General features: G+C 75.3%; 16 protein-coding genes. 3 read left to right on the forward strand and 13 right to left on the reverse strand.

The window, feature by feature from the left end:
* Window positions 1–28: 28 nt before the first annotated feature.
* The 4 genes from BN344_RS06635 to BN344_RS06650 are packed head-to-tail and all read right to left on the reverse strand — an operon-like array spanning window position 29 to window position 3,034.
* A complete protein-coding gene (locus BN344_RS06635; RefSeq protein ID WP_231486544.1) occupies window positions 29–817 on the reverse strand; it encodes a type III pantothenate kinase in 789 nt (262 codons plus the stop codon).
* Window positions 814–1,239, reverse strand: a complete 426-nt coding sequence (gene panD / locus BN344_RS06640; protein WP_040337441.1) for an aspartate 1-decarboxylase — start codon at window positions 1,237–1,239, stop codon at window positions 814–816. Before panD ends, BN344_RS06635 begins: the two co-directional genes overlap by 4 nt.
* Complete coding sequence (gene panC, locus BN344_RS06645) at window positions 1,236–2,093, reverse strand: pantoate--beta-alanine ligase (protein WP_040337442.1); 858 nt, start codon at window positions 2,091–2,093, stop codon at window positions 1,236–1,238. The genes panD and panC overlap by 4 nt, the downstream gene beginning before the upstream one ends.
* Complete coding sequence (locus BN344_RS06650; RefSeq protein WP_040337443.1) at window positions 2,090–3,034, reverse strand: Rossmann-like and DUF2520 domain-containing protein; 945 nt, start codon at window positions 3,032–3,034, stop codon at window positions 2,090–2,092. The genes panC and BN344_RS06650 overlap by 4 nt, the downstream gene beginning before the upstream one ends.
* 286 nt (window positions 3,035–3,320) lie before the next feature.
* On the opposite strand from BN344_RS06650, the gene BN344_RS06655 reads away from it, so the two are divergent.
* Window positions 3,321–4,070, forward strand: a complete 750-nt coding sequence (locus BN344_RS06655; protein WP_040337444.1) for an SDR family oxidoreductase — start codon at window positions 3,321–3,323, stop codon at window positions 4,068–4,070.
* 37 nt (window positions 4,071–4,107) lie between these two features.
* On the opposite strand, the gene BN344_RS06660 is transcribed toward BN344_RS06655, so the two are convergent.
* A complete protein-coding gene (locus BN344_RS06660; RefSeq protein WP_040337445.1) occupies window positions 4,108–5,529 on the reverse strand; it encodes a DUF6779 domain-containing protein in 1,422 nt (473 codons plus the stop codon).
* Window positions 5,530–5,618: 89 nt separating this feature from the next.
* Here BN344_RS06660 and BN344_RS06665 point away from each other — a divergent pair, with 89 nt between their 5' ends.
* A complete protein-coding gene (locus BN344_RS06665) occupies window positions 5,619–6,263 on the forward strand; it encodes a DUF1684 domain-containing protein (protein WP_051515599.1) in 645 nt (214 codons plus the stop codon).
* Here BN344_RS06665 and BN344_RS06670 read toward each other — a convergent pair.
* The 3 genes from BN344_RS06670 to BN344_RS06680 form a co-directional block, all read right to left on the reverse strand.
* Complete coding sequence (locus tag BN344_RS06670; RefSeq protein WP_040337446.1) at window positions 6,226–7,224, reverse strand: glycine betaine ABC transporter substrate-binding protein; 999 nt, start codon at window positions 7,222–7,224, stop codon at window positions 6,226–6,228. The two genes, BN344_RS06665 and BN344_RS06670, sit on opposite strands and share 38 nt — an antisense overlap.
* Before the next feature lie 115 nt (window positions 7,225–7,339).
* Window positions 7,340–8,068 (reverse strand): ABC transporter permease, encoded by a 729-nt coding sequence (locus BN344_RS06675; protein WP_040337447.1) that lies wholly within the window; start codon window positions 8,066–8,068, stop codon window positions 7,340–7,342.
* Window positions 8,065–8,754, reverse strand: coding sequence for an ABC transporter permease (locus tag BN344_RS06680; protein WP_040337448.1), 690 nt, complete (start codon window positions 8,752–8,754; stop codon window positions 8,065–8,067). Before BN344_RS06680 ends, BN344_RS06675 begins: the two co-directional genes overlap by 4 nt.
* Before the next feature lie 95 nt (window positions 8,755–8,849).
* Between BN344_RS06680 and BN344_RS06685 the strand changes: the two genes are divergently transcribed.
* Window positions 8,850–9,968 carry an ABC transporter ATP-binding protein gene (locus BN344_RS06685; RefSeq protein ID WP_231486545.1) on the forward strand — a complete coding sequence of 373 codons (1,119 nt, stop codon included), beginning with the start codon at window positions 8,850–8,852 and terminating at the stop codon, window positions 9,966–9,968.
* An 83-nt stretch (window positions 9,969–10,051) separates the two neighbouring features.
* Here BN344_RS06685 and BN344_RS06690 read toward each other — a convergent pair whose 3' ends face one another.
* From BN344_RS06690 to folE, 5 genes are read right to left on the reverse strand one after another with little or no spacing between them, the layout of a single operon-like run.
* The gene (locus tag BN344_RS06690; protein WP_040337449.1) at window positions 10,052–10,570 is read right to left on the reverse strand and encodes a DUF3180 domain-containing protein; all 519 of its coding nucleotides are present in this window, start codon (window positions 10,568–10,570) and stop codon (window positions 10,052–10,054) included.
* A 10-nt stretch (window positions 10,571–10,580) separates the two neighbouring features.
* Complete coding sequence (gene folK, locus BN344_RS06695) at window positions 10,581–11,078, reverse strand: 2-amino-4-hydroxy-6-hydroxymethyldihydropteridine diphosphokinase (protein WP_040337450.1); 498 nt, start codon at window positions 11,076–11,078, stop codon at window positions 10,581–10,583.
* On the reverse strand, window positions 11,075–11,464 hold the full coding sequence (gene folB, locus BN344_RS06700; protein WP_040337451.1) for a dihydroneopterin aldolase: 390 nt from the start codon (window positions 11,462–11,464) through the stop codon (window positions 11,075–11,077). The genes folK and folB overlap by 4 nt, the downstream gene beginning before the upstream one ends.
* Window positions 11,457–12,320 carry a dihydropteroate synthase gene (gene folP, locus BN344_RS06705; protein WP_231486546.1) on the reverse strand — a complete coding sequence of 288 codons (864 nt, stop codon included), beginning with the start codon at window positions 12,318–12,320 and terminating at the stop codon, window positions 11,457–11,459. The genes folB and folP overlap by 8 nt, the downstream gene beginning before the upstream one ends.
* Window positions 12,317–12,934 (reverse strand): GTP cyclohydrolase I FolE, encoded by a 618-nt coding sequence (folE, locus tag BN344_RS06710; protein WP_040337452.1) that lies wholly within the window; start codon window positions 12,932–12,934, stop codon window positions 12,317–12,319. The genes folP and folE overlap by 4 nt, the downstream gene beginning before the upstream one ends.
* Window positions 12,935–12,950: the final 16 nt, after the last annotated feature.

Here is a 12,950-nt window from a genome sequence, read left to right on the forward strand (position 1 = left end):
CGGAGCCTACGGGGAGGTGGGCGGCCGGCTAGCGGGCCTGCTGGCGCTCGAAGGCCAGCCGCAGCCCGTGCACGGTGAGGTCGGGCTCCCGCTCGGCGATGGTCCGGCAGCTGTCGGCCACCAGCGGGGCCAGCCCGCCGGTGGCGACGACGAGCGGCGCGACCCCGAACTGGCCGACCAGCTCCGCCGCGATCCGGCCGACGAGGCCGTCCACCAGCCCGGCGAAGCCGAGGACCATGCCCGACTGCAGCGCGGCGACGGTGTTCTTGCCGATGGCCTGCGCCGGCACGGTCAGCTCCACCGAGCGCAGCTGCGCGGCCCGGGAGGCCAGCGCGTCGAGGCTCACCTCGACCCCGGGCGCGAGCGCGCCGCCGAGGAACTGACCGTCGGGGCCGACGGCGTCGACGTTGGTGGAGGTGCCGAAGTCGACGACGATCACCGGCCGGCCGCCACCGTCGGCACGACGGCCGAACAGCTCGTGCGCGGCCAGCGCGGTGACCACGCGGTCGGCGCCCACCTCGCGCGGGTTGTCCACGTGCAGCGGGACACCGGTGCGGACCCCGGGTCCGATGAGGACGACCGGCACGTCGAGGGACTCCATGAGCTGGCGCAGCGCCGGCAGCAGCGCCGGGACGGCCGAGCAGGCTGCCACGCCGGTCACCTTCGTGTCCCGCAGGAGACCGCGCCAGAGCATCAGCAGCTCGTCGGCGGTGGCCCGGGGGGACGTCGTCACCCGCCAGCAGCCGAGGCGGACCGGCCCGTCGAAGGTCGCGAGGACGGTCTGGCTGTTGCCGACGTCGACCGTCAGCAGGGTCACCGGACCGGAACGCCCAGGTCGCTGCGTCGCTGGTCGTCGGCGCCGGGCACCGGTGCCGACGGGTCGCCGCCCAGCTCGACGACGCGGTTGCCGGCGTCGACGTGCACGACCTTCGGGATGTAGCTCTTGGCCTCGGTCTCGTCCATGAGCCCGTAGCTGATGAGGATCACCAGGTCGCCGGGGTGCACCAGGTGCGCGGCCGCTCCGTTGATCCCGATGACGCCGCTGCCCCGCTCGCCGGGGATGACGTAGGTCTCCAGCCGGGCGCCGTTGGTGATGTCGACGATCGCGACCTGCTCGCCGGGCAGCAGGTCCGCGGCGTCGAGGAGGTCCTCGTCCACGGTCACCGAGCCCACGTAGTGCAGATCGGCCTGGGTGACGGTCGCGCGGTGGATCTTGGACTTGAGCATCGTGCGCATCATCGGAGGTCTCCCAGTTCCACTGCGGTGTTGTCGAGAAGTCGGGTGCTGCCGGCGCGGACCGCCACCAGCAGGCGGGCGGGGCCGGTGGCGGGCGCCGGTCCCAGATCGGTATCGGTGAGTTCGAGGTAGTCCTGGAGCAGGTCGGGGCGTTCGTCGAGCACCGCGCGGGCTGCCGCCAGGACGGCGTCGGCCCCCTGCGGGCCGGCGGCGCCGCCGGCGCGCAGCGCGGCGGAGATCGTGGCGGCCGCGGCCCGCTGGTCCGGGTCGAGGTAGCGGTTGCGGCTGGAGAGGGCCAGGCCGTCGTCCTCGCGCACGGTCGGGACGCCGACCACCTCCACCGGCAGCGCCAGCTCGCGGGCCATGGCCCGGACGAGGGTCAGCTGCTGGTAGTCCTTCTCGCCGAACAGGGCGAGGTCGGGCCGGACGAGACCGAACAGCTTGGCGACGACGGTGAGCACACCCGCGAAGTGCCCGGGGCGCACCGCGCCCTCGAGCACCGTCCCCAGGGGGCCGGGGTCGACGGTCACGCCCACCGAGCGGGGCGGGTAGACCTCGTCCACCGGCGGGTGGAAGACCACGTCGGCGCCCTCGTCGGCCACCGCCGACAGATCGGCGTCCCAGGTGCGCGGGTACCGGTCGAAGTCCTCGCCGGGACCGAACTGGGTCGGGTTCACGAACACCGACACCACGACGGTGGCCGCCCGCTCGCGGGCGACGCGGACCAGCATCCGGTGCCCCTCGTGCAGTGCGCCCATGGTGGGCACCAGCGCGACCGGGCCGGGCAGGTCGGCGAGCAGCCGGCGGAGGTCGGCGGCCGTCTCCGCGACGGCGGGGCTCGTGCGGACGGCGGTCACCGGGAGCCCGCCTGGTTCCGGCTGGCGTCGAGCAGGTCCAGCAGCGGAGCGCCGTCGTGCCGCTTGAGCCGACCCGCGGCCAGGGCGCGCTCGGTGGTCCGCCGGGCCATCGCGACGTAGGCGGCGACCGACTCCGGAGCCCGCTCGGCGAGGGTCTCGAGGTGGCCGCGGACGGTGCCGACGTCGCCCCGGCTGACCGGACCGGTGAGACCGCGGTCGCCGCGGCGCAGCCCGTTGTCCAGCGCCGCCGTCAGCAGCGGCGTGAGGATGCGGGCGGGCTCGGCCACGCCGGCGCTGCGCAGCAGGTCGGCGGCCTCGGCGACGAGGGTGACCAGGTGGTTGGCGCCGGTCACGAGGGCCGCGTGGTACAGCGTGCGGTCGGCCTCGGCGACGAAGAAGGGTTCGCCACCCATCTCCAGCACGAGGGTCTCGGCGACCGGGCGGTACGCCGGGTGGCTGGTCACCCCGAAGGGGGAGCCGACGAGCCGGTCGGCGTCCTCGGGAGCGCCGGAGAACGTCATCGCCGGGTGCAGCGCCAGCGGCAGCACACCGGCGATCTCCGCGGGGTCCAGCACGGCCAGCCCGTGCGCGCCGGAGGTGTGGAAGGCCAGCTGGCCGGCCCGCCAGGCGCCCGTCTCGGCCAGGCCGGAGACCAGTCCGGGAAGGGTGTCGTCGGGGACGGCGAGGACCACCAGGTCCGCGGCGGCGACCACCTGGTCCGCGGGCAGCAGCGGCACTCCGGGCAGCAGGCGGGCGGCGCGCTCGGCGGAGGCTGCGGACAGGCCGGAGGCGGCGACGACGTCGTGACCTGCGGCCGAGAGTGCGGCGCCGAGGACGGCGCCGACGCGGCCGGCGCCGATGATGCCCACGCGGAGGCGCGCGGGCGCATCGGCCGGGGGCTGGAGTCCGGCAGCGCGGACGTTCCTGCGGGCAGCAGGCATCGGTGCACCTCTCGTTCCAGTCCCGGACGGGTACCGGACGTCGGTTCACGGCTCCCAGGTCGGGAGCCGGGTCGGGCTGTCGTGCAGGCCGTGCGTGTGGTGCCGTGGCGCGTCCTGCTGCAACCGGATGTGTCGCGCAGGGAGAACGCCGAAGGCGAGTGTGGAATGCCCATTCCTCCCCCGCAACGCACACGGGGTGTGGCATGGCTCACCCGAGGGGGGTGCCGAGCGTGTTCGGCCCGCCCCTAACGTGACCGGCGACACCCCTACAGCGACGGGAGACGGCGTGGACAGCTTCGAAGGACGGACGGCCCTGGTGACCGGCGGCAGCCGCGGCATCGGCCTGGGCATCGCCCAGAGCCTGGTGGATCGGGGCGCGAAGGTCGTGATCACCGCCCGCAAGCCCGAGGCGCTCGCCGAGGCGGTGGAGACCCTCGGCGGTTCGGAGGTCGCCGTCGCGGTCGCGGGCAACGCCGGCGACGCCGAGCACCGCGCCACCGCCGTGCGCACCGCCGTGGAGACCTTCGGCAGCCTGGACATGCTGGTCGGCAACGTCGGGATCAACCCGGTCTACGGGCCGATGATGGACCTCGACCACGACGCCTTCCGCAAGATCCTCGACACCAACGTCGTCGCGTCCCTGGACCTGGTGCAGCAGGCATGGCGGGCGTGGATGTCCGAGCACGGCGGCTCGGTCCTGTTCGTGGCCTCGGTGGCCGGCCTGCGATCGTCGCCCATGATCGGCGGCTACGGCGTGAGCAAGGCGGCCGTCATCAACATGACCACCCAGCTCGCCGTGGAACTGGGGCCCAAGGTCCGGGTCAACGCCGTGGCCCCGGCCGTGGTCAAGACGCGCTTCGCCGAGGCCCTGTACGAGGGGCGGGAGGCCGAGGTGGCCGCCGGCTACCCGGTGGGCCGGCTGGGCGTGCCGGAGGACGTCGGCGAGGCCGCGGCCTACCTGCTCGGCGACGGCGCGGGCTGGGTCACCGGCCAGACGCTGGTCCTCGACGGCGGATCGGGCTCGCGCGGCCGCTGACGGACGGCCCGCGTCCCGTTCGGCCTCGGCGGTCCGCTCAGCCCTGGCCGAGGACGCGGGCCAGCACGTCGTCGGCATCGCCGTCCTCGCGGTACCGGCGCCGCCGCCGTCCACCGGACGGCGGCGTCACGCCGTTCTCGGCCAGGATCTCGGACAGCCGCTTCTCGCTGCCCGGTGAGGTGACGGGCCCGGCGGCCGGCGGAGCGGCCACCGGCGGGGCGGGCACCGGCCGGCCGGGCGCGACCCTCGGCTGCTGGGTGGTGGGCGCCTGCGCCACTGGCACCGGAGGCAGGACCGGCTCGTCGCCCCGGCGACGCCGCGGCGAGGGTCGCGGCGGCACCGGCGGGAGCGCCTCCGGCGGCTGCGGGGCGTCGAGCAGCGAGCGGGACGCCAGCCAGTCGAGCGGGGACGGCGCCGGCTCGGGCGGGGGCGCCAGTGGGAACGAGGTGGTCGCGGGAGCCGGCGGCGGCCCGGCGGGCGAGGGCTCGGCCGGGGCCTGGGTGGGCGGGCTGCTCGCCGTCGACGGCGGCGGTCCCAGCCGCGAGGGCTGCGGTCCGGCGAACATGGACGTGGCGGGTGCCGACGGCGTCCACGAGGCGGACGTGTGGGTCTCCCACGGTCGCGGCTCGGGCTCCGGCGGCACCGGACGGGACTCGGTCCGCTCGACCCGCACCTGCTCGAAGTGCCGGGTGTCCCCCGGCTCGTCGAGGCGGACGGCCGGCCAGCCGCCGGTCAGCTCGCGGGGCGGGTCCTCGTCCCACGTCACGCCCTCCACCGTGCGGGGAGGGGCGTCGAGCCGGCCGGCGTCGCCCGGGAGCCGGCTGGCCTGCGTGCGCATGACGATCCGCTCGACCAGCATCTCGGAGGAGAGCTGCTCGGTGAGCTCGGCGCGCAGCCGGCCCATGTCGTCGCGGAGCTCGTGCAGCTGCCCCAGCTCGTGACGCAGGGACCCCAGGGCGGCGATGTCCTCGCGCAGCGCGGCCACCCGGGCCACCTCGTCGCGCAGGGCGGAGAGCGCGGCGACGTCGTCGCGCAGGGCGGCGACCCCGGCGACCTGGTCGCGCAGGTCGGCCAGCGCGGAGAGCTCGCCCCGGAGGGCGTCCAGCTCGTCGCGCATGGCCTCCTCGGTCTCCCGGCGCAGCTCGTTCTCCAGCTCCAGCTCGTACTCGCGACGAGCGGCGACCTCGAGGTCCAGCTCGTGCTCGTAGACCCGGCGCAGCTGCGCCTCGCGGGCGGCGGCGGCCGCCCGGTCACCGCTGCGGCGGCCCACGGCGAAGGTGGCCAGCACGAACGCCCAGGCGACGGCGACGACGGCCAGCCGCAGGAGCTGCGGGTTGTCGGTGAGGAAGACCGCCAGCGTGGCTCCGGCCGCCAGGAGGAAGCCCGCGGCGACGGGGACGATGCGCATCCCGGGGAGAGCGGACCCCGCGGCGGCGGCGTCGTCCTCGCGGCGGGGCATGCACCAAGCGTAGCGGCGCGCACCCCTCCTGTTCACCCTCCAGCGGCGGCCGGTCCGGTGTCGCGGGCGCGGGCTGGGACAGTGGCCCGGTGACCCTGTCGTTGCTCGACTGGCGCCGCCGCACCGGCGCGCTGTACGCCGCCGCCCGCTCGGCGGCCGATCCCGAGCGCGGCTGGCGGATCTGGCGCGACGGCCGGGACGAGCTGTTCGCCGGCCACCCCGACTCACCCCTGGACGAGGCGGCCCGGGCCGCCTTCAGCGGCCTCCCGTACGCCCCCTACGACCCGGGCCTGCGGTTCGAGGCGCGGCTGGAGCCGGCCCCCGCGGAGCGGCTGGAGATCCCCACGGCCGCCGACGGGACGGTGCAGTTGGACCGGATCGGGCGGGTGGCGCTCGGCGACGTGGGACGGATCGACGTGTGGTGGCTGAGCGGCTACGGCGGCGGGGTGTTCCTGCCGCTGCGCGACGGCAGCGCGGGAGGGACGACGTACGGCGGTGGCCGCTACCTGCTCGACACCGTCAAGGGCGCCGACCTCGGCGGCGACGGCACCCGCCTGGTGGTCGACCTCAACCTCGCCTACCACCCGTCCTGCACCTACGACCCGCGCTGGTCGTGCCCGCTGGCCCCGGAGGGGAACCGGGTGACGGTGCCGGTGGCCGCCGGGGAGCAGCTGCCCCCCGGCGGCTGGTACCAGCTCACTCCCCTGCCTGGGTCACCGATCCGTCGGTGGTGAACACCAGGCCGACCGAGACCTTGCCCTGGCGGATCGCCGACTTGACCAACGGGCCGCCTGCGTCCAGCTCCTCGAAGCCGGCGAACTGCAGCCCGTAGGTCTCCTCGAGTCCGACCTGGCAGAACGGCCGCGTCGGGCACTCCCCCGGTCCACCGAGGATCAGCGACCCGTCGCCGCAGGCGTCGGCCAGCTCCGACAGGGTGCTCACGCCGAGCTCGTCGGCGAACTCCTGGGTGACGGCGAAGGCGTTCTGGTTGGCGGCCTCGGACGGCGTGCCGAACACCAGCCCGGCCTCCTCGGCCAACGGCTGCAGCGCCTCGTAGGTGGCGTCCACGTCGTTGGAGGCGACCTGGTTGTCCTCGTCGCCGTCGAGGTGCTCGGTGACGGTGGCCAGGTACTCCGGGTGCACCTGGAGCTCGCCGCGCTGCACCGCCGGCAGGTAGAGCTCGCGGTTGCCGGTGGCCTGCGTGGACACCTGGAAGCCGGCCGCCTCGAGCACGTCGGCGTAGATGTTGGCGAGGATCTCCGGCTCGGAGAAGTTGCCCGCGCCGATGGCGATCGACCCGCTGCCCTGCTCCAGGGCGGCGACGTCGATGTTCTCCTCGACCCAGCCGGCCGCGGCCTCCTCGGCGGACTGCCGCTCGACGTCGACGGCGACGTTGAGGTCGCCCAGCTCGTCGAGGGACAGTGCCTCGGACACCGCGTCCAGCGCGGGCAGCAGCGCCGGGTTGGCCTCGGCGGCGGCCGCGTTGACCGCCGGGAGGAGGTTGTCGGCGTTCTGGAGCTGCTCGTCGTCCTCGAGGACGACGAGCTGCTCGCCGGCGATCGGGGCGCAGGCCTCGCCGGAGGCCTGGCCTCCGCCGCCGTCCCCACCGGTGCCGGAGGAGCCGGACTCGCCACAGGCCGCGGTCAGGGCGGCGGCGAGAGCGAGGGGGAGGAGCAGTCGACTGCGCGTACGCATGGAACCCGCCTTCTGTGTCCCGTGGCCCGTGCTGGACCACGCGTGTCTGGCGGGAGTTCTCCCGCACCGTCATGCAACTGCTCGTTCGGTCCGAGAGCAACCGCTGGATGCATGCCTACAGCGGAATTCCCGACGCCGTGGGCTCCGGGGTCCCGGTGGCCCGCCGGGCGGAGAGGAACGGTAGCCGCTTCTCGCCCGGGGTGAGCGCCCACGACGCCACGACCAGCAGCAGCTCGGTCAGCACGGCGAGGGCCGCCACGAGGATGGCCCCCGCCAGCACCACGCCGTAGTCCTGCTGCGCGAAGGCCAGCGTGATGATCCGGCCGAGCCCCCCGCCGGCCACGAGCGCCGCCAGGGTCGCGGTCGCGACGACCTGCACCGCCGCCGTGCGGACCCCCGTCATGAGCAGCGGCGCCGCCAGCGGCAGCTCCGCGCGCAGCACCACCTGGCGGCCGTTCATGCCCATGGCCCGCGCCGCCTCGACGACGTCGCGGTCCACCGAGCGGAACCCGACGTAGGTGTTGGTGAGGATCGGCGGGACGGCGAAGACGGCGAGGGCGATGGTGGTCGCCGTCGGGCCGAAGCCGATCGGGGTGACCGCGAAGAGGGTGAGCAGGGCCAGCGTCGGGACGGCGCGCGAGACGTTCGAGAGGCCGACGGTGAAGCCGCCGCCGCGACCGGTGTGCCCGAGCAGGACGCCGACCGGCAGCGCGACGAGCATGGCGGCGAGGACGGCCAGCACCGAGATCCGCAGGTGCTCGCCGAGCAGTTCGAGGATGCCGCCGCGGCGGGTCCAGTTGAACGGGTCGTTGAGGTAGCGGACGGCCTCGCCGAGCAGGTTCACGCCGTCCGCCGCCGGGTCCAGGGCGTGAGCACGCGCTCGGCGCCGGCCAGCAGGAGGTCGGCCAGGAGCGCCAGGAGCACGCAGCCCAGGGCGCCGGTGACGATCTCGGCCCGGTAGAAGTTGGCGTTGAAGCCGCCGGTGATCAGCTGGCCGAGCCCGCCGTGCCCGACGATGACCCCGACCGTGGTGAGCGCGACGGTGGTGACCGTGGCGACGCGGATGCCGGCCATGAACGCCGGCAGCGCGAGGGGCAGGTCCACCTGCCAGAACAACCGGACCGGGCCGTAGCCCATCCCGCGCGCGGCCTCCCGGACGTCGTCCGGGACGCCCTGGAGGCCGGCGAGGAAGTTCCGCACCAGGATCACCAGGGAGTAGAGCACCAGCCCGACGAGCACGGTCGTCGCGGTCAGCCCGGTGACCGGCGCGACGAAGGCGAACATGGCCAGCGACGGGATCGTGTAGATCAGCGTGGACAGGCCGAGGACGGGCCCGGCCAGGAAGCGGCTGCGGCGGGCCAGCACCGCCATCGGCAGCGCGAGGAGCGTTCCGAGGACGACGGCACCGATCGTGAGCCTGACGTGCTCGCCGAGGTACCCCATGATGGAGTCCCAGTTGTCCGTCACGTAGGACGGGTCGAACCAGGGGTTCGGCGCCTCCTCCACCGCGAGCACCGCCGCGCTCACCACCGGGCGCGTCCCAGGAAGGCCACCTCGTGGACGCTACTGCTCCCCCCTCCTCCCCCGCAGCTCACGGGTCCGCCGAGGAGATCCGGCTCGAGGGCGTGAGCAAGGTGTACGCCGACGGGACCGTGGGGGTCGCCGAACTCGACCTCACCTTCGCCGCCGGCGAGCTCACCGTCCTCGTCGGCCCCTCGGGGTGCGGCAAGACGACGACGATGAAGATGATCAACCGGATCATCGAGCCGACGACCGGGCGGATCCTGCTGGGGGGCGAGGACGTCACCGGCGTCGACCCCGTGCGGCTGCGTCGCCGCATCGGCTACGTCATCCAGAACGTCGGGCTCTTCCCGCACCAGACCGTCCGGGCCAACGTGGGCACGGTGCCGCGGCTGCTCGGCTGGGACCGGGCGCGCACCCGTGCGCGGGTGGACGAGCTGCTCGAGCTGATCGGCCTGGACCCCGCGGTGCACGCCGACCGCTATCCGCACCAGCTCTCCGGGGGGCAGCGCCAGCGGGCCGGCGTCGCCCGGGCGCTGGCCGCGGACCCGCCGGTGCTCCTCATGGACGAGCCGTTCTCCGCCGTCGACCCGGTGGTGCGCGAGCGGCTGCAGGCGGAGTTCCTGCGCCTCCAGCAGGCGGTCCGCAAGACGATCGTCTTCGTCACCCACGACATCGAGGAGGCCGTGCGGCTCGGCGACCGGATCGCGGTGATGAGCACCGGCGGCCGGGTCGAGCAGTTCGCGACGCCGGCCGACCTGCTGGGCCGCCCGGCCACCGAGTTCGTCGCGGACTTCGTGGGGGCCGACCGCGGGCTCAAGCGACTCGCGGTCACCGAGATCGACACCGTCGACCTCGAGCAGCCACCGGTGGTGCACGTCGACGACGGCCTGGCCGACGCCCGCAGCGCGCTGGAGCGGGTGGGTGCCCGCTGGGCCGTCGTCCTCGACGACCGGGAGCGCCTGCACGGCTGGCTGTCGGCCGAGCGGGCCTCGGGCGCCGGCACCGTGGGCACCGCGGCCCGCCGGATGGACGCCTGGGTGCCCGCGGACGCCTCGCTGAAGACCGCCTTCGCCACGATGCTGCAGCACGAGGCCGGGTGGGTGGCGGTGCTCGACGGCGACCGGTTCCTCGGCGTCCTCACCCCCGAGTCGCTGCACGCGGCGCTGCGCCGCTCGGTCGAGGGCACCGTCCCGGAGACGGCAGGGGCTACCCAGGCCTGATCGCGCCGAGCGGGCCCGGAGGGTCCCGCGCAGGCGCGATGGACACGCTCAGCGGGTCAGGGGGACGGCTCCTGGCCGCGATGTCATCCGGAGGATGACGATGTCGCCGACGGATCAGGCGGCACCCGGCACACCGACTCCAGCCAGAGCGCGGCGCCCAGCAGCCCGAGCGAGCAGAGCACGCCGATGACCGCGGTGACGGTGTCGCCGCGGGCGGCGTCCAGCCGGTCGGCCGCCGGCGCGACGTGCACCAGCAGCCCGGTCCAGGCGCCCGTGACGACGGCACCGACGTAGGCGCTGGCCTGGGCGAGCACCGCCAGCCGCGCGACGAGCAGCGGCTCCACCGGCTCGACCGCGCGGGCGGCTGGGTCCCCCGCCGGCGGCCGGGGTGCCCGTCCCGCTCGGGCCGCCCGCTCGGCGGCAAGCCGCGACCGCAGGATCCGTGCGGCCAGCGCCTCGGCGACGGCGAGGACCGCCAGGGGCATCGGGAGCCACCAGTCCAGCGGCGGCAGGTCGCCGTACCAGGTCCGGACCAGCAGCCAGGCGGCCACGGCCAGGCCGACGGCGAGGACGACGAGATCGCGACGGCGCACCGGGGTCATGGGCCTCGGGTCACCCGCTCCAGGGCACGACGGCACCGACGTCGGCGGGGTCGAGGGCGGCGAGCAGGTCGCCGACCCGTCCGTGTCCGGGGAGCTCGGCGTCGGCGTCGGCGGCCAGCCACGGGACGAGCACGAACGCCCGCTCGTGCGCCCGCGGGTGCGGCAGCGTGAGGTCGGGGTCGTCGGAGAGCTCGGCCGCGCCGTCGTCCCCGCTCACCGTCACGACGTCGACGTCGAGGGTGCGGGCGCCCCAGCGGACCTCCCGGGTGCGCCCGGCGGCCTGCTCCAGTTCGTGCGCCCGGGCGAGCCACCCACGTGCGTCGCGGTCGGCGTGCACCACCGCGACGGCGTTCAGGTAGGGCGGCTGCTCCACCGGTCCCCACGGCGGGGTCTCGTACAGACCGGAGGAGGTCACCGGCCCGTCCTGGGCCAGCGCCGCCAGGGCGGCCCGCAGGGTGCCGGCACGGTCGCCGAGGTTGGCGCCCAGCGAGAGGACGGCCCGGGTCACGGGCGCTCGCGCCGGATCTCGACGGCGACGTCGTCGAAGGGCACACCCAGCTCGGCCTGCGGCTTGTGCACCGTGATCTCGACGGCCTGCACCAGTGGATCGGCGAGGCAGACGTCGGCCAGCCGCTGGGCGAGGGTCTCCAGCAGGTCGACCGGCTCGCCGGCGAGCGCGGCGTGCAGCCGCTGCGCGAGGTCGGCGTAGTTGACGGTCAGGGCGAGGTCGTCACCGGCGGCCGCGGGAGCGGTGTCCAGCTCGAGGACGGCGTCCACGCTGAACAGCTGCCCCCGCTCGCGCTCGAAGGCGTAGACGCCGTGGTGCGCGTGCGCGCGCAGTCCGCGCAGCGTGATGCGGTCGGGACGGGGGCGGTGGGGACGGGGATCAGCCACGGCCGGACCTCCTCGCCGCCCGCACGGCCTCCACCGTGCGCAGCGCGTCGACGGACGCGGCGGCGTCGTGCACCCGTACCCCCCAGGCGCCGGCCTGCGCGGCCAGCACGGTGGTGGCGAGGGTGGCCGCGTCGCGCTCGTCGGCGGGGCGCGGTGCCCCGTCGGGCCCGGCGAGCAGCCGGCCGAGGAAGGACTTGCGCGAGGCCCCGACCAGCACGGGCAGCCCGAGGGCGGTCATGCGGTCCAGGCCGGCCAGCAGCGCCCAGTTGTGCTCGGCGCGCTTGGCGAAGCCCAGCCCCGGGTCCAGCACGAGCTGCTCGGGCGCCACCCCTGCGGCGACGACGTCCTCGACGCGGGCGGTGAGCTCCGCGCAGACCTCGGTGACCACGTCGCCGTACTGCGCGGCGGCGTACATCTCCCGGCTGTGCCCGCGCCAGTGCATGAGCACCCAGGGGACGCGCGCCTCGGCGACGAGCTCGGCCATGTTCTTGTCGGCGAGACCGCCGCTGACGTCGTTGACCAGTTCGGCGCCGGCCGCCAGGGCGGCCTCCGCGACCTCGGCGCGGGTGGTGTCCACGCTCGTCCGCACCCCGGCCGCGGCGAGCTCGCGGATCACCGGCACGACCCGGCCGCACTCCTCCCGGGCGTCGACGCGGTCGGCGCCGGGCCGGGTGGACTCCCCGCCGACGTCGACGTAGTCGGCCCCCGCGGCATGCATCTCCAGGCCGTGCGCGACCGCCGTCGCCGGATCGGAGAAGCACCCCCCGTCGGAGAAGGAGTCCGGCGTCACGTTGAGGACGCCCATCACCACGCACCGCCCCGGCCGGGGCAGCGGGATCAGCGGGTGCTCGGTCACCGGCCCAGCACGAGGCTCATCGCCTCGGCGCGGGTCGCGGGGTTGTCCCGGAAGATGCCCCGGACCGCGGAGGTGACCGTGGTGGTGCCGGGCTTGCGGATGCCGCGCATCGCCATGCACAGGTGCTCCGCCTCGATGACCACGATCACGCCCTGCGGCTTGAGGACGTCGGCCAGCGCGTCGGCGATCTGGCGGGTCATCCGCTCCTGCACCTGGGGGCGCCGGGCGTAGACCTCGACCAGCCGGGCCACCTTCGACAGCCCGGTCACGCGTCCGTCGGCGCCCGGGATGTAGCCGACGTGCGCGACCCCGTGGAACGGCACCAGGTGGTGCTCGCAGGTCGAGTACAGCGCGATGTCCTTGACCAGCACGAGCTCGTCGTGGTTCTCGTCGAACGTCGTCGCCAGGATGTCGTACGGGTCCTGCCAGAGACCGGCGAACGTCTCGGCGTACGCGCGGGCGACCCGCGCCGGGGTGTCCTGCAGACCGGGGCGGTCGGGATCCTCCCCGATCGCGAACAGCAGCTCGCGGACGGCCGCCTCCGCGCGCGCGGAGTCGACGCGGTCGAGCGCGGGCTCGACCCGGTCCTCGGGTTCGCCGGGGATCTCGCTCACGCGCCCACCCCGGCCG

Source organism: Candidatus Blastococcus massiliensis AP3, assembly GCF_000582785.1.
GTDB classification, from domain to species: domain Bacteria; phylum Actinomycetota; class Actinomycetes; order Mycobacteriales; family Geodermatophilaceae; genus Blastococcus; species Blastococcus massiliensis.